General features: G+C 63.3%; 25 protein-coding genes and 1 tRNA gene. 16 read left to right on the top strand and 10 right to left on the bottom strand.

Features of this window, described 5'->3' with window-relative positions; all coding sequences use genetic code 11:
* Positions 1 to 52: 52 nt before the first annotated feature.
* Positions 53 to 859, bottom strand: coding sequence for a lytic murein transglycosylase (locus KMZ29_RS05605; protein WP_215622803.1), 807 nt, complete (start codon positions 857 to 859; stop codon positions 53 to 55).
* 233 nt (positions 860 to 1,092) lie between these two features.
* Here KMZ29_RS05605 and KMZ29_RS05600 point away from each other — a divergent pair, with 233 nt between their 5' ends.
* A complete protein-coding gene (locus KMZ29_RS05600) occupies positions 1,093 to 1,458 on the top strand; it encodes a hypothetical protein (RefSeq protein ID WP_215622802.1) in 366 nt (121 codons plus the stop codon).
* Between the two features lie 279 nt (positions 1,459 to 1,737).
* Here the strand turns inward: KMZ29_RS05600 and rpoD are convergent, their stop codons facing one another.
* Both rpoD and dnaG read right to left on the bottom strand, forming a co-directional pair.
* Entirely contained in the window at positions 1,738 to 3,867 is a 2,130-nt protein-coding gene (gene rpoD, locus KMZ29_RS05595) for an RNA polymerase sigma factor RpoD (protein ID WP_215622801.1), read from the bottom strand.
* 339 nt (positions 3,868 to 4,206) lie between these two features.
* The gene (dnaG, locus tag KMZ29_RS05590) at positions 4,207 to 6,237 is read right to left on the bottom strand and encodes a DNA primase (RefSeq protein ID WP_215622800.1); all 2,031 of its coding nucleotides are present in this window, start codon (positions 6,235 to 6,237) and stop codon (positions 4,207 to 4,209) included.
* A 256-nt stretch (positions 6,238 to 6,493) separates the two neighbouring features.
* Between dnaG and KMZ29_RS05585 the strand changes: the two genes are divergently transcribed.
* Genes KMZ29_RS05585 through KMZ29_RS05575 form a run of 3 tightly spaced genes read left to right on the top strand, consistent with a single transcriptional unit; the run spans position 6,494 to position 7,655 of the window.
* Positions 6,494 to 6,814 carry a BrnT family toxin gene (locus KMZ29_RS05585; RefSeq protein WP_215622799.1) on the top strand — a complete coding sequence of 107 codons (321 nt, stop codon included), beginning with the start codon at positions 6,494 to 6,496 and terminating at the stop codon, positions 6,812 to 6,814.
* Positions 6,756 to 7,070: a BrnA antitoxin family protein gene (locus KMZ29_RS05580; protein ID WP_215622798.1), complete on the top strand. Its 315-nt coding sequence runs from the start codon at positions 6,756 to 6,758 to the stop codon at positions 7,068 to 7,070. The genes KMZ29_RS05585 and KMZ29_RS05580 overlap by 59 nt, the downstream gene beginning before the upstream one ends.
* 30 nt (positions 7,071 to 7,100) lie before the next feature.
* Positions 7,101 to 7,655, top strand: a complete 555-nt coding sequence (locus KMZ29_RS05575) for a chlorite dismutase family protein (protein WP_215622797.1) — start codon at positions 7,101 to 7,103, stop codon at positions 7,653 to 7,655.
* Positions 7,656 to 7,715: 60 nt separating this feature from the next.
* Here KMZ29_RS05575 and KMZ29_RS05570 read toward each other — a convergent pair whose 3' ends face one another.
* Entirely contained in the window at positions 7,716 to 8,114 is a 399-nt protein-coding gene (locus KMZ29_RS05570; protein WP_215622796.1) for a gamma-glutamylcyclotransferase family protein, read from the bottom strand.
* A gap of 208 nt (positions 8,115 to 8,322) precedes the next feature.
* On the opposite strand from KMZ29_RS05570, the gene KMZ29_RS05565 reads away from it, so the two are divergent.
* From KMZ29_RS05565 to KMZ29_RS05555, 3 genes are all read left to right on the top strand, one after another.
* Positions 8,323 to 9,132 carry an N-formylglutamate amidohydrolase gene (locus tag KMZ29_RS05565; RefSeq protein WP_215622795.1) on the top strand — a complete coding sequence of 270 codons (810 nt, stop codon included), beginning with the start codon at positions 8,323 to 8,325 and terminating at the stop codon, positions 9,130 to 9,132.
* 135 nt (positions 9,133 to 9,267) lie between these two features.
* Positions 9,268 to 9,696: an SDR family NAD(P)-dependent oxidoreductase gene (locus tag KMZ29_RS05560; protein WP_215622794.1), complete on the top strand. Its 429-nt coding sequence runs from the start codon at positions 9,268 to 9,270 to the stop codon at positions 9,694 to 9,696.
* Positions 9,693 to 10,628 carry a sigma-70 family RNA polymerase sigma factor gene (locus KMZ29_RS05555; RefSeq protein WP_215622793.1) on the top strand — a complete coding sequence of 312 codons (936 nt, stop codon included), beginning with the start codon at positions 9,693 to 9,695 and terminating at the stop codon, positions 10,626 to 10,628. Before KMZ29_RS05560 ends, KMZ29_RS05555 begins: the two co-directional genes overlap by 4 nt.
* Here the strand turns inward: KMZ29_RS05555 and KMZ29_RS05550 are convergent.
* Together KMZ29_RS05550 and KMZ29_RS05545 are read right to left on the bottom strand one after the other, a co-directional pair.
* On the bottom strand, positions 10,625 to 11,599 hold the full coding sequence (locus KMZ29_RS05550) for a DUF3592 domain-containing protein (protein ID WP_249779831.1): 975 nt from the start codon (positions 11,597 to 11,599) through the stop codon (positions 10,625 to 10,627). The two genes, KMZ29_RS05555 and KMZ29_RS05550, sit on opposite strands and share 4 nt — an antisense overlap.
* A gap of 96 nt (positions 11,600 to 11,695) precedes the next feature.
* Complete coding sequence (locus tag KMZ29_RS05545; RefSeq protein ID WP_215622792.1) at positions 11,696 to 12,313, bottom strand: LysE family translocator; 618 nt, start codon at positions 12,311 to 12,313, stop codon at positions 11,696 to 11,698.
* Positions 12,314 to 12,518: 205 nt separating this feature from the next.
* Here KMZ29_RS05545 and KMZ29_RS05540 point away from each other — a divergent pair, with 205 nt between their 5' ends.
* From KMZ29_RS05540 to KMZ29_RS05530, 3 genes are read left to right on the top strand one after another with little or no spacing between them, the layout of a single operon-like run.
* Complete coding sequence (locus KMZ29_RS05540; RefSeq protein WP_215624152.1) at positions 12,519 to 12,833, top strand: ArsR/SmtB family transcription factor; 315 nt, start codon at positions 12,519 to 12,521, stop codon at positions 12,831 to 12,833.
* Positions 12,826 to 13,302, top strand: a complete 477-nt coding sequence (locus KMZ29_RS05535; RefSeq protein WP_215622791.1) for an SRPBCC family protein — start codon at positions 12,826 to 12,828, stop codon at positions 13,300 to 13,302. The genes KMZ29_RS05540 and KMZ29_RS05535 overlap by 8 nt, the downstream gene beginning before the upstream one ends.
* Positions 13,299 to 13,811 (top strand): SRPBCC family protein, encoded by a 513-nt coding sequence (locus KMZ29_RS05530; RefSeq protein WP_215622790.1) that lies wholly within the window; start codon positions 13,299 to 13,301, stop codon positions 13,809 to 13,811. Before KMZ29_RS05535 ends, KMZ29_RS05530 begins: the two co-directional genes overlap by 4 nt.
* A 22-nt stretch (positions 13,812 to 13,833) precedes the next feature.
* On the opposite strand, the gene KMZ29_RS05525 is transcribed toward KMZ29_RS05530, so the two are convergent.
* From KMZ29_RS05525 to KMZ29_RS05510, 4 genes are all read right to left on the bottom strand, one after another.
* Positions 13,834 to 14,613: a DUF2189 domain-containing protein gene (locus tag KMZ29_RS05525; protein WP_249779830.1), complete on the bottom strand. Its 780-nt coding sequence runs from the start codon at positions 14,611 to 14,613 to the stop codon at positions 13,834 to 13,836.
* Between the two features lie 218 nt (positions 14,614 to 14,831).
* A complete protein-coding gene (locus KMZ29_RS05520; RefSeq protein ID WP_215622788.1) occupies positions 14,832 to 16,442 on the bottom strand; it encodes an acyl-CoA synthetase in 1,611 nt (536 codons plus the stop codon).
* A 183-nt stretch (positions 16,443 to 16,625) separates the two neighbouring features.
* The gene (locus tag KMZ29_RS05515; RefSeq protein WP_215624151.1) at positions 16,626 to 17,081 is read right to left on the bottom strand and encodes a GatB/YqeY domain-containing protein; all 456 of its coding nucleotides are present in this window, start codon (positions 17,079 to 17,081) and stop codon (positions 16,626 to 16,628) included.
* A gap of 59 nt (positions 17,082 to 17,140) precedes the next feature.
* Positions 17,141 to 17,842 carry an alpha/beta fold hydrolase gene (locus KMZ29_RS05510; RefSeq protein WP_215622787.1) on the bottom strand — a complete coding sequence of 234 codons (702 nt, stop codon included), beginning with the start codon at positions 17,840 to 17,842 and terminating at the stop codon, positions 17,141 to 17,143.
* 160 nt (positions 17,843 to 18,002) lie between these two features.
* Between KMZ29_RS05510 and carA the strand changes: the two genes are divergently transcribed.
* The 6 genes from carA to KMZ29_RS05480 all read left to right on the top strand — a co-directional run bounded on the left by carA (position 18,003) and on the right by KMZ29_RS05480 (position 23,253).
* Positions 18,003 to 19,193: a glutamine-hydrolyzing carbamoyl-phosphate synthase small subunit gene (carA, locus tag KMZ29_RS05505; protein ID WP_215622786.1), complete on the top strand. Its 1,191-nt coding sequence runs from the start codon at positions 18,003 to 18,005 to the stop codon at positions 19,191 to 19,193.
* A 175-nt stretch (positions 19,194 to 19,368) separates the two neighbouring features.
* Positions 19,369 to 19,863 (top strand): PaaI family thioesterase, encoded by a 495-nt coding sequence (locus tag KMZ29_RS05500; protein ID WP_215622785.1) that lies wholly within the window; start codon positions 19,369 to 19,371, stop codon positions 19,861 to 19,863.
* 497 nt (positions 19,864 to 20,360) lie between these two features.
* A complete protein-coding gene (locus tag KMZ29_RS26945; protein WP_215622784.1) occupies positions 20,361 to 20,633 on the top strand; it encodes a DUF1214 domain-containing protein in 273 nt (90 codons plus the stop codon).
* Positions 20,634 to 20,690: 57 nt separating this feature from the next.
* Positions 20,691 to 22,133 carry a DUF1254 domain-containing protein gene (locus tag KMZ29_RS05490; protein WP_215622783.1) on the top strand — a complete coding sequence of 481 codons (1,443 nt, stop codon included), beginning with the start codon at positions 20,691 to 20,693 and terminating at the stop codon, positions 22,131 to 22,133.
* Positions 22,134 to 22,382: 249 nt separating this feature from the next.
* Positions 22,383 to 23,078, top strand: a complete 696-nt coding sequence (locus KMZ29_RS05485; protein WP_215622782.1) for a class I SAM-dependent methyltransferase — start codon at positions 22,383 to 22,385, stop codon at positions 23,076 to 23,078.
* Between the two features lie 98 nt (positions 23,079 to 23,176).
* A tRNA-Ala gene (locus tag KMZ29_RS05480) sits at positions 23,177 to 23,253 on the top strand.
* Positions 23,254 to 23,404 lie beyond the last annotated feature (151 nt).

Below are 23,404 nucleotides of genomic sequence, written 5' to 3'. Positions count from 1 at the left end.
GGTAGAGGGGCTGGCGATGTTTACAACAGACGCGTCAGCGTGCCGCAACCCCTCACTCGCCGCCGTCGATCTGGCGGCCCATCAGCGCGATGGCCTTCTGATAGACGCCGGCGGCATTCCAGGCCTGGATGGCGGCGAAGTTGGGCTCGCCCGGCTGGTATCCGGCGCCCGCGCGCCAGCCGTGCGCCCGCAAGAAGTTCGCGGTCGAGGTCAGCGCGTTGGCGGCGTTCTCGAGATTGCCGGTGCCATAGGCCAGGATGGCTTTGGGCATGAACTGCGTCTGGCCGACCTCGCCGTGCATGGAGCCGCGCTGGGCCGGCGAGAGCACGCCGCGATCGATCAGTTGCAGCGCCGCGTAAAGGTGCTCGGTGAAATAGGCCGAGCGCCGGCAGTCGTAGGCGAGCGTCGCAATCGACGCGAGCATGCTCTGATTTCCGCGCTGGCTGCCGAAACCCGTCTCCATTCCCCAGATGGCGAGCAGTGGTCCCGGCGGCACGCCGTAGCGCGCCTGAATGGAAGCAAACAGCGCTCCCTGCGATTGCTTCAGCGAACGTCCACGCGCGACGATGGCCGCCCCACCCCGCTTGGCGAGAAACTGGTCGAGCGAGAGGGAAAAACTGCGCTGGCCGCGGTCGGCGTTGATGGTCGCTTGCGCGTAGTGCGTCGCCATCAGGGCCGAGATGGTCGAAGCACTGATGCCTTTTGCACGCGCTTCACCGGCGAATTGCTGCTTCCAGCCTTCGTAGCCGGCGGCCGAGCTGCCGCATTGGGCGGCGTGGGCCTGTGGGATCGAACATGCGAGCGTGACCAGAGTCAGGGTCAGGAAGGTGGCGGTGGCAAATGGCTTGCTCTTGGTCATCAGGAAATTCCCTGAGTAGCGCGGAGGGAACACGGGATGCAATCCATTGGCTTCTATCACGTCTGACCTCGGTCTTCGAGGGCTGCGGCGAGACCACGCCCATGAATGCCTGGCGGACCGTGCCCTCGCCGCATGTATCGCCGTCAGCCATAATTTCGGATAATTTGTCGCGTATCGTCTGCCGCGGCGGGCGCGAGCGGAAACGACAGTTCATAGTTTGCAGGCAGGCCATCATGCGGAACGACGTGCGAAGCAAAAGCACCACTCGGCGATTGGGCTTCCTCCGCGTGCCGCTGTTCCGGCTGCTCGCGATCAACCTCGGCATTGGAATAGCGCTGGCGGCGCTTTTGGTCGGCGGCCTCTTGGCGCTGAATCCCTCGGGCCTGCGCGACCTGATTTTTGCCGATAGCTCGCCCGGCACCGCGCTCGGGCTGTTGCTGTTCGGCTTCGTCGTGACGTTTGGATCCACGGCGATGGGGACGGCGATCATGGCGATGGGGCAGCGTGAGGTGGATGACGACAAGCCGCCGCGGGGCACACCGACGCTGGCGACGCAACCAATCGGCCGGGGCGTCGCACCCGCAGGCCGGCCACGTTAGAGCATTTTGAATTGAACCAGGCCGCACGATCCCGGGCCTCATGGTTCGAGACGCGCAGCGTTGCCGCGCTCCTCACCACGAGGGGTTGGAGAACCTCATCCTGAGGAGGCGCGAAGCGCCGTCTCGAAGGATGAGAGCCACCAAATGCGCCGGTGCGCCTGCACTATCTTCAACAATAGAAAACGGCGGGCTTTCGCCCGCCGCTTTGTTTCGATGGAATGCCGGGTCACCTAGCGCGAAGACGCGCTTCGCGCTTTTGCCCGGCAATGACGAACCGAATTAGTTATCCAGGAAGCTCCGCAGCTTCCTTGACCGGCTCGGATGCTTCAGCTTCCTTAGCGCCTTCGCCTCGATCTGCCGGATACGCTCTCTGGTCACCGAGAACTGCTGGCCGACTTCTTCCAGGGTGTGGTCGGTGTTCATGCCGATGCCGAAGCGCATGCGCAGGACGCGTTCTTCGCGCGGGGTCAGCGAGGCCAGAACCCGCGTCGTGGTTTCGCGCAGGTTGGACTGGATCGCGGCGTCGATCGGGAGGATCGCGTTCTTGTCCTCGATGAAATCGCCGAGATGCGAGTCTTCCTCGTCGCCCACCGGGGTTTCGAGCGACAGCGGCTCCTTCGCGATCTTGAGAACTTTCCGAACTTTCTCCAGCGGCATGCCGAGTTTCTCGGCCAATTCCTCAGGGGTCGGTTCGCGGCCGATCTCGTTCAGCATCTGGCGCGAGGTGCGCACGATCTTGTTGATGGTCTCGATCATGTGCACGGGAATGCGGATGGTGCGCGCCTGGTCGGCGATGCTTCGCGTGATCGCCTGCCGGATCCACCACGTCGCATAGGTCGAGAACTTGTAGCCGCGGCGATATTCGAATTTGTCGACCGCCTTCATCAACCCGATGTTGCCTTCCTGGATCAGATCGAGGAACTGCAGGCCGCGGTTGGTGTATTTCTTGGCGATCGAGATCACGAGCCGCAGATTGGCCTCGACCATTTCCTTCTTGGCCTGGCGCGCCTCGCGCTCGCCCTTCTGCACGCCGTGCACGATCTTGCGGAATTCGCCGATCTCGAGCCCGGTCAATGCGGCCAGCGACTGGATCTCGCCGCGCAGCTCCTTGATGCGATCCTTCTCGTGATGGACGAAATTCTTCCAGCCCTTGGCCGAGAGTTTCGAGACGCGGTTGAGCCAGCGCGGATCGAGTTCCGAGCCCTGGTAGTTGCGCAGGAAATCCTCGCGCGCGACGCCGTGGCTGTCGCCGAGGCGAAGCAGGCGGCCCTCGAACGACACCAGCTTCTTGTTGATGTCGTAGAGCTGCTCGACCAGCGAATCGATGCGGGCCTGGTTCAGCCGCAGCGACTTCACCTCGACGATGATTTCGTCCTTCAGCTTCTTGTATTTGCGCTCCTGCGCCGGCGACAGCGTCTCGTTCTGCAGCTGGTTGGAGATGTCCTGCTCCTGCAGGCGGCGCAGCTTCTTGTAGTTGTCGGCAATCTTGTCGAAGGTCTCGACCACCTTCGGCTTCAGCTCGGCCTCGATGGCCGCGAGCGACATCTGGTTTTCGAACTCGTCGTCGTCCATGTCGCCTTCGGCGGCGGCCTCGGCGGGATCCTTTTCCTCGCCTTCAGGGGCGGCCGCGGGTGCTGCGCGGAACGGGGTCGGCGCCGGGGGTGCTGCGGGCGGAGCGGCAGCAGCCGGCACGGCGGTGGCGCCGTTGCCGTTGGCGAGCGGCTGGCCGTCGGGGCCGAGCGGGGCTGCCAGCATCGCCGGGTTCATGTTGTTCTTGGCGTCGGGGCCGGCATAGGTCGCTTCGAGATCGATGATGTCGCGAAGGAAGATCTTTCCCTCGTTGAGTTCGTCGCGCCAGATGATGATGGCCTGGAAGGTCAGCGGGCTTTCGCACAGCCCTGCGATCATCGCTTCGCGGCCGGCCTCGATGCGCTTCGCGATGGCGATTTCGCCCTCGCGCGACAGCAACTCGACGGTGCCCATCTCGCGCAGATACATGCGGACGGGGTCGTCGGTGCGCTCGCCGGGTTCGGATTTCTTGACTTCGGTGACGGCCTTGGCAGTGACCTCGACCAGTTCGTTGTCGGTCTCGTCCTCGGCCTCTTCCTGCTTCTCTTCGTCGCTGTCGGCGTCCTCGGCTTCGGAGACGTTGATGCCCATGTCCGAGAGCATCGACATGATGTCTTCGATCTGTTCGGGCGAGGTGGTGTCGGATGGCAGCACTTCGTTGAGCTGATCGAAGGTCACGAAGCCGCGCTTCTTGGCCTGCTTGATCATCTTCTTGACGGCGGCGTCCGACAGGTCGAGCAACGGCGACGGCGCGTCCGGCGAATCCTTCTCGGGGGCGTCCGCTGCCTTGTCGTCCTTTTCCTTGTCTTTCACCTGCAGCGTCTTTGCCTTGCTGGCCATTCAATGTTCTCCAAACGCGCTCATGCCGGTGCGTTGCCGCGCCCGCTTTGAATCTGCTGTCGCTAACGCAGGACGACGTTTGTCGTCCCGCTCTCATCCTTGTTCGAGCATGATCCTTTCGGAAAACCGGTACCCACTTTTCCGGATCATGCTCTGACGCGGAAAGGGCGGCGCAGATGTCTCGCCACCCCCCCTCAAAATTGCTCTCGACGGTTACGAGCTTCTAGCCCGCAGGCATTTAAGCTTCGATTAACCCTGTCAGTTCTGTTTTTGCCGCCAAACCATGGATTTGGCGAGTCTTTTCGCGGTTCCGGGGCCGCCGTCCGCAGCATTTTTTGATCAGACGACCCGCTGGGACCTGCCGGAAGAATCGCCAAATCCCTCGATCAGGGCCTCGGTACCGTCGACTTCCTCCAGCCTGGCCTTGATATCTCGCAGCCATGCCAGATTGGTCTCGCCGCCCTCGTTGCCCAAGGCCAGTTCGGCATCCTTCAATTCCCTAAGTAATGAGTGCCATTGGCGATGCAAGGAGACCAGCTGATGCCAGGTGGCAAGAACATCGTCGCGGGCCGCACCGGCGCGGACGCCCCACACCGCCTGGGTCGTGATCGCCCGCTCAACCCTTTGAAGTACCTCGGAGAATCCACGCGCTTCGAGATCGGCCCGCATCTTCTCGGCCTGCTCTTCCGGCTCCGGGCTCTGGTGATGGTCATGAGCAAAGGCCGCGATGATGCCGGCGCGCAGCTTGTTGGCCTCCGGATGGGCCATTTCCAGCGCCGCCACCTCTTCCAGGTGGTCGTGCAGCAGCCAGGGATGGTTGATCAGGGATTGCAGAATCAGCGCCTCGCGGCGGGAAATCGCGCTGCGCTGGCCGCGCATGATCGGGCTCAGCGCCAGCTGCGGGCTCGCCGCCTGATAGGGCCCGCGATTGATGGTCTGGCTGCCGGCCGAGGCCTGCCCGCGACCGCCGCGGGCCTCGAATCGGCCCGCAGCACCGGGAGTGAACGAGCCGCGCGCCTGAAAGCGGCGGCCTGATTCGCCGCCGAAATTCCCCGCCCCGCCGCGGAAATTGCCTTTGCCATAGCCGCCGCGCCCGCCCTCCGGCGCAAACGTCCGCTGCAGGCGCTCCGCCAGATCCTGGCGATAATAGCGCCGCACCACCTCATCGCGGATGCCGTTGGTGAGTTCGCCGATCCGTGCTTCCAGCGCCGCGCGCCGCTCGGGGGTGGCAAAGCTGCCGCCTTCGAGCTCGCGCGACCAGATCACGTCGGCGAGGCCCCGCGCGGCGGAAATCACCTCCTCGATCGCGCCGCGGCCGCCGGAGCGCGCGAGATCGTCGGGGTCCTGTCCTTCCGGCAGCAGCGCGAAACGCAGGCTCTTGCCGGGCTTGAGATGCGGCAGCGCGAGGTCGGCGGCGCGATAGGCCGCCTTCTGTCCGGCCTTGTCGCCGTCGAAGCAGAGCACCGGCTCGTCCGCCATCTTCCACAGCAGCGCGAGCTGGTTTTCGGTCAGCGCCGTGCCGAGCGGCGCGACGCTGGCCGGAAAGCCGGCGCCGACCATGGCGATGACGTCGACATAGCCTTCCACCACCACCAGCGTTGCGCCGTTATGGGTGGCCTGCCGCGCGGGCGCCAAGTTGTAGAGATTGTCGCCCTTGTGAAACAGCGGGGTTTCCGGCGAGTTCATGTATTTGGCGGCGACCTCCTTCTCCAGCGCGCGGCCGCCGAAGGCGATGACGCGATTGCGGAGATCGGTGATCGGAAACATCACGCGGTCGCGAAACTTGTCGTAGGGCACCGGGATGTCGTCGCCGGCGACCAGAAGCCCGGCTTCGACCATGTCCTCGACCGGAATGCCCTGCGAGCCCAAGAATTCCTTCAGCGCGAAGCGTTCGCCGGGCGCATAGCCGATCCGGAACTGCAATTGCACCGCCGGCGAGATCGCGCGGTCGGCGAGATAGCCGCGCGCCTTGGCACCAACGCGCGAGGCCAGGGTGTCGGCGAAGAATTTCGCGGCCAACTCCATCACGTCGTACAGCGTCTTGCGGCGCTGTTCGTGCCGGGCGGCGTCCGGGGTCGCCGCCGGCAGCGGCATGCCGGCCATCGATGCCAGCCGTTCCACCGCCTCGGTGAAGCCGACACCCTCGGTCTCCATCAGGAAGCTGATGATGTCGCCGTGCTTGCCGGAGGAGAAGTCGTGGTAAAAACCCTTCTGGTCGTTGACCGTAAACGACGGCGACTTCTCCTGCTGGAACGGCGACAGCCCCTTCCACTCCCTGCCCGCCTTCTTCAACTTGACGCGCCGGCCCACGACTTCCGAAACCGGAAGCCGGGCGCGCAGCTCGTCGAGGAATTGGGGCGTAAAGCGCATGGGGTGATGTGTGGCCTGAGTCGTTGGCCCTGCCAACCGATTATGGATATAGGGTGGCGGGGGTAGAATACGAAGATTGTTGGGATTCTCCCGGTTATTCACAGGGTGCTCACGCCGCTCCGCGATCCGAAAGTTGCATAAGAGAATTGACAATATAAATACGTATGTATATACAATCCGCAAAGATAAAAACTCATCGGGAAGGAACGCGCATGGGCAGTGGCAGTGATAGATCCCAATTTGAGAGCGCGAACCGATGTTCGAGAAATTCGACTATGAATCCGTCACCGGGTTCGACTGGGATGAGCGGAAGAGCCGTTCAAATTTTGCCAAACACGGAATTGATTTCGACGTCGCGGTCGAAATTTTTTACGGCCCAATTGTTCTTCGACGCTCGGATCGGAACCATGAGGAGCGCTGGATCGCCATAGGTTCTTCGGAAAATCGAATGATCGCCGTCGTATTCACGCGGCGGGCAGACGTCATCCGGATTATCTCGGCGCGCCGCGCAAGGAAAAATGAAGAAAGCGAATATCGTAACGCGAAAGTGGGGCGACCGCCGGAAGGGCAAGACTGACTGGGCTCGCTTCGATGCCCTGACCGATGAGGACATCGCCAAGGCCGTCGCGAACGATCCCGATGCGGCACCGATCGATATCGACTGGTCGGACGCCGTCCTAGTGATGCCCGCCAAGAAGAAAGCCATCTCCATTCGCGTCGATGAGGACGTGCTCGACTTCTTCAAGAAGGAAGGCGACGGCTACCAGCGCCGCATCAATGCGGTGCTGCGCTCCTACATGCAGCAGAAGGCCAAGCCGAAAAAACGCGCTTGAACCGCCCCCGGTTCCAAGCTTCGATAGCGCATGTTCACGACCTTCAGGGGCGGCCAGAGCGGGGCGTGGCGGATCGTCTCGATCGCGCCGGTGAAGGGTGAGTCGCTCCGGGCGGTGCCGTCGCTGTCGGTGGTGCATTCCGAGGCGATTGCGCTGCCGCTGTTGCCGTCGCAGACCTCGTGGCGGCTGGCCGGGGTCGCCAGCCATCTGCGCTATGTCGAGCGGCCTGAGAAGACGCAGCTCGAGGCCACGCAGGCCGGGCTCGGGCGGGCGGAGGCCAGCTGCGCGGCGCTGATCCCGATCCGGAAATCGGCGGCCTGGTGGGAGCTGACCCAGGAAGAGCGGCGGCGGATCTTCGAGGAGCAGTCGCATCACATCGCCGCCAGCCTGCAATACCTGCCTGACATTGCGCGGCAGCTCTATCATTGCCGCGATCTCGGCGAACCCTTCGACTTTCTCGCCTGGTTCGAATACGCGCCGCAGAACGCAATGTTCTTCGAGGACCTGGTGAAGATGCTGCGCGCCACCGAGGAATGGACTTACGTCGAACGCGAGGTGGATGTGCGGCTGGTGCGGGAAATCTAGAGGTCCCTGTTCGATGCGTTTTCTTCACGCGAACCGGTGCCCACTTCGCTCGAAAACGCTTTACTTCTCCAGAAACCGGCCCGAGGCGATGCGCGGCAGGCCGGTCACCGGCCAGTTGTAGACATAGGTCCAGGCCTCGCTCGCCGTCGCGTCCGAAAGGGTCACCGGCAGCATCCGCCTGAGATATTCGGTCGGCTCGGCAAAGCCCTCGCCGCAGGCCTCGTACATGTCGAATTCGCGCAATAGCGCGTCCGGCTGGCGCAGCCGGTACACTTCTCCGAATACGATGTCCGCGGGATCGTCCGACAGCACCAGCCCGGGATAATGCTTCACGAGGTAAAGCCGGCCGCGGCAGCGCGCCTCGCCGACGAAATCGGCGCTGCGCGACAACAGCTGCGCCATCGGATGGTCGAAGCCGCGCATCAAGGTGCCGTAGACGAAGAGACGATCCGAATTCATCGCCCTCCTATGTCATTGCGAGCGCAGCGAAGCAATCCATGGCGCGGCATGGGAGGGGTGGATCGCTTCGTCGCATATTCGGTCTTGTGATGAATTGTCAGGAGCGGCATCGTCGCAGCAATCATCGCGATTCTGTGCAATCTAATCTATAGAGATCGCTGCTCATTTCCAAATCGGCATGCTGCTTCGATAGGTAACAATTGAGGATATGAAGTTGGACAGCGCAGGCGACACATCCCTACTCCTCGGACGGCAGGAGGTTCCGCCGGTACTGGAAGAAAATGCGGCCGGCCGCTCGCCCTTCCTGCTCACTTGCGATCACTACGGCCGCCGGATCCCGCGCGCGCTCGGCGATCTGGGCTTGCCGGAAAGCGAACTGACGCGCCACATCGCCTGGGACATCGGCATCGCCGGCGTCGCCGAGGCGCTGTCGAAACGGCTCGACGCGCATCTGATCGCGCAGCGTTATTCGCGGCTGGTGATCGACTGCAACCGGCCGCCGGGCGCGCCGAGCTCGATCCCGCACGTCTCCGAGGCGACGATGATTCCCGGCAACCAGGACCTTGCCGCCGACGCCGCCGAGGCGCGGCGCCGACAGATTTTCGATCCCTATCACCGCCGCATCGAGGATGCGATCGACACTCGCTTGCGCAAGGGCGTACCGACCGTGCTGGTGGCGCTGCACAGTTTTACCCCGGTCTACAAGGGGAGCGCGCGGCCCTGGCACATCGGCACGCTCTATCATCGCGATACGCGGCTGCCGCCGCTGCTGTTGAAACTGTTGCGCGCGGAATCCGGTCTCGTGGTCGGCGACAACGAGCCCTATGCGGTGAGCGACGCGACCGACTACACGATTCCGGTGCACGGCGAGGCGCGCGGGCTGATGAACAGCGGCATCGAAATCCGCCAGGATCTGATTTCAGAGCCCGCCGGGCAACGGCAATGGGCGGGCCGGCTGGCGCGGATATTCGTCGGGATCGAAGTGACCATGCGCGAGCAGCGGCTGCTGCCGGCCTGATTTTGCGGCGCGGGGACATCAACGCGCAGACGGTGACTCCTTTCCGCGGTCCCAAACGTCCTGGGTTCAGGAGGCGGCGGCGTCGATGGACTCCTCGATCGTGCCGGCTGCAACCTGAACACTGGAGCTGAACTGATGGGCCTCAAAGACAGGAATGCCGTCGTTACCGGCGGAAGCCGTGGCCTGGGCCTGGGACTGGTCGAGGCCCTGGTCGCGCATGGCGCCAGGGTGACGGTCGTCGCCCGCAACATCGATGCGCTCGAGTCGGTCCGCGCCCGGCTGGGCGTCGCCACGATCTCCGCCGACGTGACGGACGAGACCGCCGCCCACCGCATCCTTGCCGAGGTCCGCCCGGACATTCTCGCGCTGAACGCCGGCGCGAAGCCGCGGATGGGTCGGCTGGACCAGCTGCGCTGGGCGGATTTCACCACGACCTGGGAGACCGATGTCAAGGCCGGGCTCCAAGTCGTTTCAGTGCTGGACGACCCGAAATATGCTGAGGGCTTCGCCTTCGGGCTCAAAGGCGACACGGGAATAACAATGCTCGAGGGAGCAGCGGCTTGAGCGAAAGCCCATCCTCGCCGCCCACGGCGCGCCATGCGCAGCTGCTGGCGCTCGCCGGCGAGCTGCGGCCGGAGCTTCACCGCTACTGCGCGCGCCTGATGGGCTCGGTGATCGATGGCGAGGACGTGGTGCAGGACACCTTCGCCCGGGCCTTGGTCGCCCTGGACGAAGTGCGAGAAGACACACCACTCCGCGCCTGGCTGTTCCGGATCGCCCATAACCGCGCGCTGGACCTGCTGCGCAGCCGCGCGATCCGCGCGGCCGAGCCCATCGAGGCGGCCCACGAGGTCGCCGATCCGGAAAGCCCAGATCCTGTGGAGGCGCTGATGCGGCGGGAGGCGGTCGAAACGGCGGTGTCGCGGTTCGCGGAGCTTCCGACCGTGCAGCGCAGCGTGGTGATCCTCAAGGACGTGCTCGACCAGTCGCTGGAGGAGATCGCCGCGACGCTCGATCTCACGGTCAATGCGGTGAAGGCCCACCTCGCCCGCGGGCGAGCCCGGCTCAAGGCCATCAACGCCCAGGCGCCGGCCCGGCCAGCGCCGCGCCCGCCGTCACCCGCCGTGGCCCACTATGTCGCCCTGTTCAACCGGCGCGACTGGGACGGGCTGCGCGCGATGCTGGCCGACGACGTGCGACTGATCCAGTCGACATACCCGCTGCGCGCCGGCGCCGGCGACGTGAGCATGTTCTTCGGCATCTATTCGCGCAGCGCGCCGGTGCGGGTCGCTCCCGCCTGGCTCGAGGGCCGCGAGGTGATCGCGGTCTGGGAGGAGCCTGAGGCGGTGAAGCCCAGCTACCTGATGTGGCTGGAGTGGACGGACGGCCGCATCAGCTTCATTCGCGACTACAAATATGTTCGCTACGTCATCGACGACGCGGAGCTGGTGCTGGCGCCGGGCACCGCGCCTCCGAGCGGGCCACAGCCGGCCTAACCGTGCGTGGCGATGTAGAACGCGCCGGCCCAGAATGCGGCGACCAGCAGCCACAGCACCCATACGAAACCGGCGCGCGGCTCCAGCGTCGCTTCCGATGGATTGGCCGGATTGACGTAGACCTTTACCGTGGCGCCATCGGGATATTTTCTGGCGAAGCGTTGCACCAGCCCGCTCGACGTCGAGGTCACCTTGCCGCCGAGGCTCGCGGCCTCGCTGACATAGGCGACGCCGTCGTAGCGATAGGCGAACGTGACCTTCGCCTGGAACATGATCTGTCCGCGCTCCAACCGTTCCGACGGCGTGCCGACAAACCGCTCGAGACCCGACGTCCTGATGGTGCCCGACACGACAGGCCATTGTCTCGCCAGCGAGGCCTGCCGATGCAGGGCGAGCGCGAACAGCGCCGTGACGAAGCCGAAAGCACCCAGCCCGACGACCAGCGCCGACAGTTTGGGGTCCGCGAGCCTGGTCGAGACAAATTCGCCCAGCCGGTGCAGGCCAATCGCCGAGCCGAACACCACCGCGACGATGATCGCCGTTCCGATGCCGAGGCAACCCCACAGCCCCTTCGGCAGGTCGCGCTCCAGCACCGCTTCGTGCGGATGCAGCGGATTGTAGTAGACCATGACGATGGCGCCGGCCGGATACTTCGCGATCGTCTCGGCAACCTGGAAATTGCCGCGGTCCTCGCCGATGCTGACGCGGTTGTTGCGCAGCTTCTTGCCGGCGACGGAATATTCGTAGACGATATTGGCGAAGTTGCGCTGCTCGGTACGATAGTTGTCTTCCCTGTCGCGGTCGATCACCCTGACCTCGCGCACTTCGGAACTCGAAATCACCACCTTGCCCGGCGCCGACGGCCATTCCCGCGCGGCACGCACCTGCAGCGTCTTGTAGGCGGCGGCGACGAGGATCAGCCCGAGCGGCGCGAGCAGCATCGCATAGACGAACCACGGCAGATCGGGCACCGGATTTCCCCCCAAAGGAAAAAGGACGGCGGGAGCCGTCCGTCCCTCAGACGCGCCGTGGCGATGGAAGGTTCAATGCAATGACGCGAGGGCGTCTTACTGCGCCCGCGTCAGCGCCAGCCAGATGCCGCCGCCGATCATGAAGCCGCCGGAGATGCGCGATACCAGCCGCGTCCGTCGCGCCGAGAAGAACAACCGGACACGGCCAGCCAGCAGCGCATAGATCGAATCGGAGATCGCGCCCGCGACCATGAAGGTGACGCCGAGCAGCGCCACCTGCGGGAAATGATCCCTGTTCATGTCCACGAACTGCGGAATGAACGCGCCGAAGAACACCAGCACCTTGGGGTTACTGAGCAGCACCAGAAAGCCCTGCAGGAAGAAGCCGCCGCGCGGCGGGGGCGGCGGCGCATCGGCGTCGACGCCTTCGACCGGCGACCAGATCAGCTTGATGCCGAGCCAGACCAGATAGGCCGCGCCGGCAAAGCGCACCCAGTCGAACCAGTAGCCCATCGTCGCCATCAGCGAGGTCAACCCAACCGCCACGATGCCGATCACGATCGCCAGCCCGGCCTGGACGCCGGCGATGTTGGTCAGGGCCGCGTGGGTGCCGTAGCGGAGCCCGTTGGCGATCACCAGCGTAACCACCGGCCCCGGCAGCAGCGCCAGCGCGACGCAGGCGGCGACGAAAGCGAGATAGACCTGAAGAGACATGGGGCACCCGTGCAAGCACTTGCGTCATGGCCGGGCTTGTCCCGGCCATCCACGTCTTAGCCGAACGCGGGATCGATAAGAAGGCGTGGATGCCCGGGACAAGCCCGGGCATGACGAATAATTGCGCGGTGAGCCAAGCAACTCAACGACCATTCTCGTAGCTCTCGCTTGACATGCAACCATTTGGTTGCCTATTATCACTGCCATGGATGAGGTCTTCAAAGCGCTAGCCGACGCTTCGCGGCGGTCGCTGCTGGACAGGCTTCATTCCAAAAACGGGCAGACCCTGAACGAACTCTGCGACGGCCTCGCCATGACGCGGCAGGCCGTCACCAAACACCTTGGGATTCTCGAACAGGCCAACCTCGTCACCACCGTCAGGCACGGCCGCGAGAAGCTGCACTATCTCAATCCGGTGCCGATCCATCAGATCGGCGAGCGGTGGATCAAAAAATTCGAGCGCGGCAAGCTCGCCGCGCTCGGCGAATTGAAACGGCAACTGGAGAAGCGTGATGAGTAAACCGGAATTCGTCTACGTCACCTACATCGAGACCACGCCCGAAAAGCTTTGGCAGGCGCTGACATCGAGCGAATTCACCAAACGGTACTGGTGGGGCACCAGCGTCGTCTCCGACTGGAAGGTCGGATCGCCGTTCAAGCTGGTGATGAACGGCACCGCCACCGACGACGGTGAGGTCCTGGAGGCGGATCCGCCGCGGCGGCTGTCCTATTCGTTCCATCACCTGCTCAACGAGCGCGCGAAACAGGAAGAACCGTCGCGCGTGACCTTCGTGCTCGAGCCGTACGGCAAGCTCGTGAAGCTGACACTGACGCATCAAGGCTTTGCTCCGGACAGCGTCGTGCTCGACGGCATCTCCAGGGGCTGGCCGGCGATCCTGTCGAGCCTGAAGAGCATGCTGGAGCAAGGTGCGGCGCTGGCGATTCCCCTCTCCTGCATGGAGAGTCAGCCGGAGGTTCGCCAGTCATGAACATCGATCAATTCAAACCCGCCATCGTCTACACCATCTACATTGCATCCACCCCCGAAAAGGTCTGGGAGGCACTGATATCGGCGGAGTTCACCAGGAAGTACTTTCACGGATTCGCCGTCGAGATCGATCTGAAGGTCGGCGGCGCGTATGTCCTGCGCGCGCCGGACGGCTCGGTTCACATCAGCGGCGAGGTGATCGAGTGCGATCCGCCGCGGAAGCTGACGACCACGTTCAACGTCAACTGGGACGGTCTCGCCGAACATCTCGGCACGGAGATCGTCACCTACGAGATCGAACGCGCCGGCGATGCCGTCCGCCTCACCATGACCGAGGCCCATGAGCGGCAGCTCAGCGACGACATCCTGTCCGGCGGACGGGCCGGCTGGCCCGCGATCCTGTCCAGCCTGAAGAGCCTCCTGGAGACCGGCGTGCCGCTGGTCGTCAAGATGGAGCCGCCGCAACGGATGCTGGATGCGCTGAAGAAGATGGGGATTGCGACGCCGTAAACTGTCGTCCCCGCGAAAGCAATTAACCCGGCACCGGCGCAACAATCCGCCGGTAAAGGTGCCAGGTGGTGTGGCCGAGCACCGGCAGCGTCACCACGAGGCCGAGGAAATACGGCAGCGCCGAGACCATCAGCAGCACGACGATCACGGCGGCCCATCCGATCATCGGCACCGGGCTCGCCACCACCGAGCGCACGCTGGTGATCATCGCGGTGATGAAATCGACGTCGCGGTCGAGCAGAAGCGGGAACGACACCACCGTCAGCGAGAACAGGACCAGCGACAGCGCCGCGCCGACCGCATTGCCGATGGCGAGGAACCACAGGCCCTCATTGGTGGTGAGCACCACGGTGATAAATTCCTTCAGGCTCGAGAACGAGGCGTTGAGCCCGATCAGGAGCGCGATCAGCAGGCGGACCTGATACATCCAGATCACGAAGATGAACAAGGTGACGAACGCCATCCAACCGATTTCGCTGCGCGACTTCACCGTGGACCAGATGCCCGATATCGAGACGGTTTGACCGGCCTCGCGCCGGCGGCTGACTTCGTAGAGGCCGATCGCGACGAACGGACCGAGCAGCGCAAAACCGGCGGCGAGCGGATAGGCCAGATAGACCATGCCGAACGCGGTCAGGCAGAGCAGGATGACAATGCCGCCGCCGGCATAGAGCGCGCCGAAGGCCAGCCCATAGAGCGGCAGAGCCTGGAAATCGCGCAACCCCTGCCCCAGCGCCTCTGCGATATCGGCCGCCGTAATCTGCCGCACCACCGGATCGACCTTGCCGGAAATCGACGCCATCGGTTTTCCCCCTCTATTTTTTCGCATTGGGGCAGGCGGCGAGTCGAAACGTATTGATCTGCGTCAATTCAGCCGAGGGTTCTCAAAGTGTCGTCCCGGCGAACGCCGGGACCCATACTCCGCGGCCGATGTTGCTGAAAAGGAAGAACGACCTGCAATTCACGAACAAATTGACGTCTGTGGTTATGGGCCCCGGCGTCCGCCGGGGCGACATCGAACTACCCCAGCGTCCGCAATTCCGGGCGCAGCACCTTGCCGGTCGCGGTCATCGGCAGGGTGTCGGTGAATTGCACGAAGCGCGGATATTCGTGGGCGGCAAGCTGCACTTTCACGAAATCCTGGATCTCGCGCGCCAGCGCGTCGCTCGGTGCGAAGCCCGGCCGCAGCACGACCCAGGCCTTGATTGACTCGGTGCGGATCGGATCGGGAATGCCGACCACCGCCGACATCGCCACCGCCGGATGCTTCATCAGCGTGTGCTCGATCTCCGAGGGACCGACGCGGTAGCCGGCGGTCGTGATCACGTCGTCCTCGCGGCTGACGTACCAGAAGTAACCGTCCTCGTCCTGGATGCCGAGGTCGCCGGTGAGCAGGAACCCGCCGGCATATTTCTTCGCTGTGGCTTCCGGGTTGCGCCAGTATTCGAGCATGGTGCAGGGAACGGGCTGGCGCACGCCGATGATGCCGCGCTGTCCCCTCGGCAATTCCTCGCCCTTGTCGTTGACGATGCGGACGTCGAAGCCGGGCGTCGCCTTGCCCATCGAGCCGGGCCGGATCGGAAACAGTTTCGAGTTGCTGCCGATCACGAGATTGCATTCGGTCTGGCCGAACACTTCATGGGCGTCGATACCGAAGGTGGCGCGGACCCAGTCCAGCAGTTCGCCGCCGAGCGACTCGCCACCGGTGAAGATAGAGCGCAGCCTGACGCCTTCATGCTTGACGCCGGCCTGCCGCATCAGCTTCAGCGCGGTCGGCGGCAGGAACACGTTGCGGATGCCGTAATCGGCCATCATCTGCATCGCCGCCTGCGGCTCGAATTTGCGCGCCCGGTGCCCGACGATCGGCACCGCATGATACCAGGCGGCGAACAGCGCGTTGATCAGCCCGCCGATCCAGGCCCAGTCGGCCGGCGTCCACATCAGGTCGCCGGGCTTGGGCAGGAAGTCGTGGCACATCTCGATATTGGGCAGATGGCCGAGCACGACGCGGTGGGCATGCAGCGCGCCCTTGGGATTCCCCGTGGTGCCGGAGGTGTAGATGATCACGGCGGGATCGTCGGCCGCGGTATCGACGGTCGTAAAGTCGGGGGATGCCGCCTTCAGCGACGGCCAGAACGATTTCGTCCCCGCCGGCACGGAGGCGCCGATAACGTAGATGTTCTTCAGATCCGGCAAGCGGTCGCGGATTTTTGCCAGCTTCTCGTAACCGGCCTCGTCGGTGACGATGGCTTTGGCGCCGGAATTCGCGAGGCGAAATTCCAGCGCGTCCTCGCCGAACAGGGTGAACAGCGGGATCGACACCATGCCGGAACGAAATGCCGCCAGATGCGCGACCGGCAATTCCAGCGATTGCGACAGGAACACCGCGACGCGGTCGCCGCGCACCAGGCCGTCCTGCTTCAGCACATTGGCGAAGCGGCGGGAGAATTCGGCGACCTCGTCGAACGAGGTGCGCGTCGCGGCACCATCCTCATCGACATAGATCAGCGCCAGCCGATTGGTGCCATCGGCGTGGCGGTCGCAGCACGCGGTCGCGATGTTGAAGCGATCAGGGATATCCCAGCGGAAGTTGCGGTAGAGGGTTTCGTAGTCGGAGGCTTCGGTGAGCATGCGAACGCGCCCTTGGTCGTCCCAAAACGTTTTTCGTCATGGCCGGGCTTGTCCCGGCCATCCACGTCTTTGTTGCTTGCCGTCAGTGTGAAAGACGTGGATGCCCGGCACAAGGCCGGGCATGACGAGGATGAGAAATTTTGCGACCGCTCACTCGAACCGCGCGCGGGGAGAGGTGAAAACTCACCCCGCCAGCGCCGCCTTCACCATGCCGCTGGCTTTTCCGAAATCCATCTGCCCGGCGTATTTCGCCTTCAGCACACCGATGACCTTGCCCATGTCCTTCATGCCGGCCGCACTGGTCTCGGTGATAGCGGCCGCGATCGCGGCCTTGACGTCGTCGTCCGACATCTGCTTCGGCAGATAGGCGGAGATGATCGCGATCTCCTCGCGCTCCTGCGCGGCGAGTTCGGCGCGGCCGCCCTTGTCGTAGAGTTCGACCGATTCCTGGCGCTGTTTTATCATTTTCTGGAACACGCCGAGGAGATCCGCGTCAGTCAGGGGCGGCTTGCCCTCCCCGCGCGCGGCGATATCGGCGTTCTTGATGGTCGAATTGACCATGCGCAGCGTAGAGAGCTTGCGCTCGTCCTTGGCCCGCATCGCGTCCTTGACCGCATTGTTGATGTCGTCGCGCAGCATCGTCATGTCCTTTGTAACCTTCAGGGCACTGATCTAGGCCGTTCGCAGCGTCAGAACAACTAGTTCCGCAGCCATTCGACCAGCGCTTCGGCGGTCGCCTGCGGCTGTTCCGGCTGCGGCAGGTGACCGCAATTCGGCAGGATCACGAGTCTTGCGCCGGGGATGCCGTTCGCCATTTCCACCGACAGCGAATTCGGAATGGTGTTGTCCTCGTCGCCGGTCAGCACCAGCGTCGGACATTTGATCCATGCCAGCGTCGGCCGGGAATCCGGCCGGGTCATGACGGCGGTCTGCTGCCGGACAAAGGCCTCCGCCCCGACGTCGTCACCCATGTCGTAGACCAATTGGCGCAAAGAGGCGTCGCCGCGCCGCGACGGATGTACGAAGCCGGGAAACAGTTCATCGAGGATGGCGCGGAATTGGCCTTCTTGCGCGCGGGCGATCTGGCCGCGGCGGCGCGCGGTGGCCTCCGGCGTATCCGGCCGCGCCTGGGTGTTGATCAGCGCCAGCTTCGCCACCCGGTCCGGCGCCTGCCGCATGATCTCGAAGGCGATGTAGCCGCCCATTGAGTGCCCGGCCAGCGCGAAACGCGGCGGCGCCTCGGCCAGGATCCGGCGCGCGATGGCGCCCATATTGCCGTCGCGGATGTGGTTGGCCACCGTCACCGGGCCGAACCGCCACAAGGCCGGGACCACAGGCGCGTAAATCCGCGGCGACGACACCAGCCCGGGAACGAGCAGAATCGGCATCGTATTGTCCATGCTCGGCTCCGGATTGGGCGATTTTCGGGGCAATTCGGCCTACAGCGGGGAACCGCAGATTAGGTCGCCCGCACCTTCTGTCAAATATGCGCAAAACCGCATGTGAATCCGCCTTTTCCGGCTTTGACGGGTGGGAATGCTGCGACTATGTAATGCGCTCATGACATCAACAGAAAACAACCCAGCCTGGCCGGACCACAAGCCGACCGCGCTCCTCGTGCTTGCCGATGGCACCGTGCTGGAGGGTTTCGGCCTCGGCGCGGAAGGCCAGGCGGTCGGCGAAGTCTGCTTCAACACCGCGATGACCGGCTATGAGGAGATCCTCACCGATCCCTCCTATGCCGGGCAGCTCATCACCTTCACCTTCCCGCATATCGGCAATGTCGGCACCAACGACGAGGACATCGAGACGGTGAATATGGCGGCGACGCCGGGCGCGCGCGGCGTGATCCTGCGCAGCGCCATCACCGATCCCTCGAACTACCGCGCCACCAACCATCTCGATCAGTGGCTGAAGGCGCGCGGCATCATCGGCATTTCCGGCATCGATACCCGCGCGCTGACCGCGCTGATCCGCAACAAGGGTATGCCCAATGCCGTGATCGCGCACGCCAAAGACGGCCAGTTCGATCTGCACGGCCTGAAGGAAGAAGCGCGCGAATGGCCCGGCCTCGAAGGCATGGACCTTGTGCCGATGGTCACTTCAGCCCAGCGCTTCACCTGGGACGAAACCCCGTGGGTCTGGCAGAAGGGTTTTGGCCGGCAGACCGAGCCCGAATTCAACGTGGTAGCGATCGACTACGGCATCAAGCGCAACATCCTGCGGCTCTTGGCCGGCGAAGGCTGCAAGGTCACAGTGGTGCCGGCGACCACGTCCGCCGAAGACATCCTGGCGATGAAACCCGATGGCGTGTTCCTGTCGAACGGCCCCGGCGATCCCGCCGCGACCGGCAAATATGCGGTGCCGGTGATCCAGAAGCTGATCTCTTCGGGCACCCCTACCTTCGGCATTTGCCTCGGCCACCAGATGCTCGGCCTCGCGGTCGGCGCCAAGACCATGAAGATGCATCAGGGCCATCACGGCGCCAATCATCCGGTCAAGGACGAGACCACCGGCAAGGTGGAGATCACCTCGATGAACCACGGTTTTGCGGTGGACCAGGCGACCCTGCCCAAAGGCGCGATGCAAACTCACATCTCGCTGTTCGACGGTTCCAATTGCGGCATCCAGCTCGAGGGCAAGCCGGTATTCTCGGTGCAGTATCACCCGGAAGCCTCCCCCGGCCCGCGCGACTCGCATTATTTGTTCAAGCGGTTCGCCGACTTGATGCGGGCGAACAAGCGGGCGTAGCGCGCGCTCTACCGCTCGTCATTGCCGGGCTTGACCCGGCAATCCAGCTTTCCTGAAGACGATGGATGCCCGGATCAAGTCCGGGCATGACGAGGTTTGGCGTGGTCAAACGGCTGGCCTCATCATCGGACATTTAGTATGATGACCATCATTGTAACGCGCAGGAGCCCACCCCATGGACGACCGAACCGCCCCCAAGATCGAATTCGGCGTCACGCCGCTCGACGTCATGGCGTCGATGGCGGGCGTCGATTTCGTCCGCGCCATGTTCGCCGGCAAACTGCCTCCGCCGCCGATCATGCAGACCATCGAACCGTTCGACCAGACCGCCGAGCCGGGCGTCGTCGCGTTCCACAGCATCCCGGGCTTCCGGCATTACAACCCGATCGGCTCGGTGCACGGCGGCTATGCCGCCACATTGCTGGATTCCGCGATGGGTCTCGCGGTCCACTCGATGCTGCCGCCGGGCATCGGCTACACCACGCTGGAATTCAAGGTCTCCTTCATCAAGGGCATGACCAGGGATACCGGAGCGGTGCGCACCGAAGGCCGCACGCTGAGCGTCGGCCGCCGCGCCGCAACCGCGGAAGCGCGCATCACCGACGCCAAGGGCCGCCTGCTCGCGCATGCCACCACGACCTGCCTGGTGTTCGAGCTTCCGGCCACCTAACCGGTCGGCAGTTAGGCAGGCCATCGCCGTTCAATCTGAGACCGCACGTCGTTGGCTTTGACCGGCACGTTGACTTGACCGGGATCGCAACGCCTTGTCTCGTCACATTCGGCGTCACTCAGCCACGCGGCCAGTCGCTGTGACGCGGCCCGACGAGCTGAGATAATTAAGAAGCGCTGGAAATGTCGCGAAGATAAATCCGCGGCGAACAGCGAGATGGTCCCGGACAGCCAGGCCCCACCGCACCATGAATTTCGAAAACACGGCCCATAGCGCGACAAGATAGAGGCACAAAATCTGGAATGATCGCGGCTGGCCCTCATTCTTCGGTCGTGCTAATCTGTTGTTCGTGGAGGTAGCCGAACTCGCCCTTCAACGCTTGGCTTTTATAGCATCTAATTCCAGCGATCCTGCTTCGATTCCGATACGCCGCGGCTTTTCTTGCAGCCTATATTGCACGTTCTTTTTGAACGCGACCTCACGTGCCTTGCGCGCGAATGCTTCCAAGTCGATCGATCGAACTTTTGCAAGAAGATGAAAGGGATGAATGTCGTGCACGTCACAAGCCTGAATCGGATTCTCGGCATGCTCGCGGTCCGGCCGATCTCTACATCCAGAAGGATTCACCGGGCAAGGACAAGGAATCCAACTGGCTTCCGTCTCCATCGGGCGATTTCGTGCTGATGATGCGGCCTTACTGGCCGAGCGAGAAGAAGCCCTCGCTCATCGATGGATCGTGGAAGATTCCGGCGATGAAGAAAGTCCCGTGAGGCGAACTGAGGGCGCTGTGCAAACACAAACATCCCTGAAGGGAAGGAGTCGGTACCATGTTGACGAAACGCGATCTTCTCCGTTCCGCAGCGCTGGCTGCAATCACCGTCACAACGGCCAAGGCTGTCCCAGCGAACGCGCAGGCCAAAGCGGAATGGCCTGACATCCGCGAGGCCAAGGCCATCGCCGAGGAAGGCTTCATCTACGGGCTGCCCATCGTGATGAACTACGCTGTCATGTACGAGTATGCCGTCGACAGGAACTCGGGGCAATTCAAGGCGCCGTTCAATCAGATCAAGAACGAGGCGCGTGTCTATACCTACAAGGACACGGCCGTCATAACTCCCAACAGCGACACGCCGTATTCGCTCTTATGGCTCGATCTGCGCGCCGAACCGATCGTTCTTTCGGTGCCGGCTGTCGAGAAAACTCGCTATTATTCGGTGATGCTGTGCGACGGCAACACGTTCAACTACGGATATATCGGTAGCCGCGCGACCGGCGGCGAGGCCGGCGACTATATGGTGGTTGGCCCCGATTGGAAGGGGGCCACCCCGCCCGGTATCAAGAAGGTCTTCCAGTCCTCGACGCAGTTTTCTGCCGTTGCCTACCGCACGCAACTTTTCAATTCTGCAGACATGCCGAACGTTGAGAAGGTCCAGGCCGGCTATAAGGTGCAGCCACTGTCCGCCTATTTGAAGCAACCGGCCACGGTCGCCGCGACCGCAGTGGACTTTCCCAGGATCGACAAGGAGATGGTGAAGAAGAACTTCTTTGAGTATCTCGACTTCGCTCTCCAATTCGCGCCGGCGGGACCGGAAGAAAAGGAAATCCGCGCCAAGCTTGCGCGCATCGGCGTCGGGGCCGGCAAGACCTTTGACTTCAAGGACCTTCCGCTGACCCACAAGATTGAAATCGGGCTGGGGATGAAGGACGGCGAAGAGAAAGTCGAAGGGTATCTTGCTAGCGGACAGAAAGACGTAAATGGATGGAAAATCGGATCGCTGTTCGGAGACCGGCAATTCTACAGCGGCGACTGGCTGAAGCGAGCCGCCGCCGCCAAGGGCGGCATCTATGGCAACGACGCTGTCGAGGCCGTCTATCCAATGGCGAAGGCGCTTGCCAATGGCGAGGTGCTTGATGGTTCCAAATCCAAATACACGCTCACTTTTCCGGCCGGACAATATCCGCCGGTAGAGGCTTTTTGGTCGCTGACCATGTACGACGGCAAGACGCAGCTCCTGATCGAAAATCCGATCAACCGCTATCTGATCAACTCGCCGATGCTGCCCGGCATGAAGAAGAATGCCGACGGGTCGCTGACCCTCTATATCCAGAACAAATCCCCGGGCGCCGACAAGGAGTCAAACTGGCTCCCCGCACCGAACGGCGAGATCTACCTCGTGATGCGGCTTTACTGGCCCAAGACCGAGGCACCGTCGATCCTGCCGCCGGGCGACGGGACCTGGAAGCCACCTGCGATCGTGGCGGCAAAGTAATTGCCTACGCCGCGTTGGCGCCTGTAAATCCTCGTTATTGCCCTGGATGGTCTGCAGCCTGGCGATCTGCCCGATCAAGCGCAACGTGATGCCACCGAGCTTGCGGACGCGCTCGGCTTTGCTCGCGAGGGACCTTCCTGTTAGGAACCGGGCATGACGGCATTGGACACTGGTCGCCGAACCATCTAACGCGTCATGTACCTGCCGGTTCCCCGGCCGGAACCCCTGTTTTGCCGGACGCCTTCACCGATGGAAGACTGGATCGACTATTACGATTCCACGCATACGATTTATGCGAGCAAGCTGCATCGCGACCTGCATTTCCAGATCATCGCCCGCGACATCATCGGCTACATCTCGTCGCCGGACGCGGTGGTACTTGATTACGCCTGCGGCGAAGCCCTCTCGGCGGCCAAGGTCGCCGACGCCTGCGGCAAGCTTTATCTGGCGGAGCCGGCGCCGGGCGTGCGCGGCCGGCTGATCGCGCGGTTTGCCCCCAACACCAAGATCCGGGTGCGCTCGCTCGATGACTTGAGGAATATGGACGAAAAATCCATCGATCTCGCGGTCATGAACTCGGTCGCCCAATATATGACGCCGGATGAGCTGGATGCGGCGTTTCTCGTGATCAAGCGGTTGTTGAAGCCCGGCGGGCGGCTGGTGGTGGGCGATATATTGCGTCCCGAGGTCGGCATGGCCAGGGATGTAGCCGCGCTGCTGCGCTTCGCTCTCAAGCACGGCTTCCTGAAGGACGCCCTGATCGGGCTGGTCTCCACCGCGCTTTCGGACTATCGGCAGTTGCGCGCCAAGGTCGGGCTGCAGCGCTACAGCGAAGCCGAGATGGTGGCGAAGCTGGCGGCAGCCGGATTCACCGCCTCGCGCGCCCATTTCAACATCGGTCACAATCCGTGGCGGATGACTTTTGTGGCGCGGCACGCTTTTTGAGACGCGCCCCGCCGGGCTGGTCGCGCCTTCCTCCGTCCAGTTAAGGTTAATAGATAGCCGGGATGGCTCACGGCGGCGTGATCGGCGATGATTGATGCGGCCCGGTGGCGGAAAGCGTCGACGCGAGAGCAGTGCATCGCTCTTTATCCTGGTTCGAATCCAGGCCGGGCCTCCAGCCTTCGCTGCTCTGCAGCTTCGGCTCGGCAGGCCAGCGCTCCCCCTCGCCGATTCCCGGCCAGCCCCCGGGCCGAATCGCCCAAAATGCCGGTTGATTGGACCTTTAAGACCCTTTCGCGGCTGCGGAATCTGGTCTAAAGACCACCCGC

Source organism: Bradyrhizobium sediminis, from assembly GCF_018736085.1.
GTDB lineage: Bacteria > Pseudomonadota > Alphaproteobacteria > Rhizobiales > Xanthobacteraceae > Bradyrhizobium > Bradyrhizobium sediminis.
Note: the sequence above shows the minus strand (reverse complement) of the source record. Positions and strands in the feature narration are given on the sequence as shown.

What these genes read in the sequence shown, in the direction of transcription:
- KMZ29_RS05605 (WP_215622803.1), bottom strand. Translation starts at nt 859, where the DNA reads ATGACCAAGAGCAAGCCATTTGCCACCGCCACCTTCCTGACCCTGACT.
- KMZ29_RS05600 (WP_215622802.1), top strand. Translation starts at nt 1,093, where the DNA reads ATGCGGAACGACGTGCGAAGCAAAAGCACCACTCGGCGATTGGGCTTC.
- rpoD (WP_215622801.1), bottom strand. Translation starts at nt 3,867, where the DNA reads ATGGCCAGCAAGGCAAAGACGCTGCAGGTGAAAGACAAGGAAAAGGAC.
- dnaG (WP_215622800.1), bottom strand. Translation starts at nt 6,237, where the DNA reads ATGCGCTTTACGCCCCAATTCCTCGACGAGCTGCGCGCCCGGCTTCCG.
- KMZ29_RS05585 (WP_215622799.1), top strand. Translation starts at nt 6,494, where the DNA reads ATGTTCGAGAAATTCGACTATGAATCCGTCACCGGGTTCGACTGGGAT.
- KMZ29_RS05580 (WP_215622798.1), top strand. Translation starts at nt 6,756, where the DNA reads ATGAAGAAAGCGAATATCGTAACGCGAAAGTGGGGCGACCGCCGGAAG.
- KMZ29_RS05575 (WP_215622797.1), top strand. Translation starts at nt 7,101, where the DNA reads ATGTTCACGACCTTCAGGGGCGGCCAGAGCGGGGCGTGGCGGATCGTC.
- KMZ29_RS05570 (WP_215622796.1), bottom strand. Translation starts at nt 8,114, where the DNA reads ATGAATTCGGATCGTCTCTTCGTCTACGGCACCTTGATGCGCGGCTTC.
- KMZ29_RS05565 (WP_215622795.1), top strand. Translation starts at nt 8,323, where the DNA reads ATGAAGTTGGACAGCGCAGGCGACACATCCCTACTCCTCGGACGGCAG.
- KMZ29_RS05560 (WP_215622794.1), top strand. Translation starts at nt 9,268, where the DNA reads ATGGGCCTCAAAGACAGGAATGCCGTCGTTACCGGCGGAAGCCGTGGC.
- KMZ29_RS05545 (WP_215622792.1), bottom strand. Translation starts at nt 12,313, where the DNA reads ATGTCTCTTCAGGTCTATCTCGCTTTCGTCGCCGCCTGCGTCGCGCTG.
- KMZ29_RS05540 (WP_215624152.1), top strand. Translation starts at nt 12,519, where the DNA reads ATGGATGAGGTCTTCAAAGCGCTAGCCGACGCTTCGCGGCGGTCGCTG.
- KMZ29_RS05535 (WP_215622791.1), top strand. Translation starts at nt 12,826, where the DNA reads ATGAGTAAACCGGAATTCGTCTACGTCACCTACATCGAGACCACGCCC.
- KMZ29_RS05530 (WP_215622790.1), top strand. Translation starts at nt 13,299, where the DNA reads ATGAACATCGATCAATTCAAACCCGCCATCGTCTACACCATCTACATT.
- KMZ29_RS05525 (WP_249779830.1), bottom strand. Translation starts at nt 14,613, where the DNA reads ATGGCGTCGATTTCCGGCAAGGTCGATCCGGTGGTGCGGCAGATTACG.
- KMZ29_RS05520 (WP_215622788.1), bottom strand. Translation starts at nt 16,442, where the DNA reads ATGCTCACCGAAGCCTCCGACTACGAAACCCTCTACCGCAACTTCCGC.
- KMZ29_RS05515 (WP_215624151.1), bottom strand. Translation starts at nt 17,081, where the DNA reads ATGCTGCGCGACGACATCAACAATGCGGTCAAGGACGCGATGCGGGCC.
- KMZ29_RS05510 (WP_215622787.1), bottom strand. Translation starts at nt 17,842, where the DNA reads ATGGACAATACGATGCCGATTCTGCTCGTTCCCGGGCTGGTGTCGTCG.
- carA (WP_215622786.1), top strand. Translation starts at nt 18,003, where the DNA reads ATGACATCAACAGAAAACAACCCAGCCTGGCCGGACCACAAGCCGACC.
- KMZ29_RS05500 (WP_215622785.1), top strand. Translation starts at nt 19,369, where the DNA reads ATGGACGACCGAACCGCCCCCAAGATCGAATTCGGCGTCACGCCGCTC.
- KMZ29_RS26945 (WP_215622784.1), top strand. Translation starts at nt 20,361, where the DNA reads ATGCTTCCAAGTCGATCGATCGAACTTTTGCAAGAAGATGAAAGGGAT.
- KMZ29_RS05490 (WP_215622783.1), top strand. Translation starts at nt 20,691, where the DNA reads ATGTTGACGAAACGCGATCTTCTCCGTTCCGCAGCGCTGGCTGCAATC.
- KMZ29_RS05485 (WP_215622782.1), top strand. Translation starts at nt 22,383, where the DNA reads ATGGAAGACTGGATCGACTATTACGATTCCACGCATACGATTTATGCG.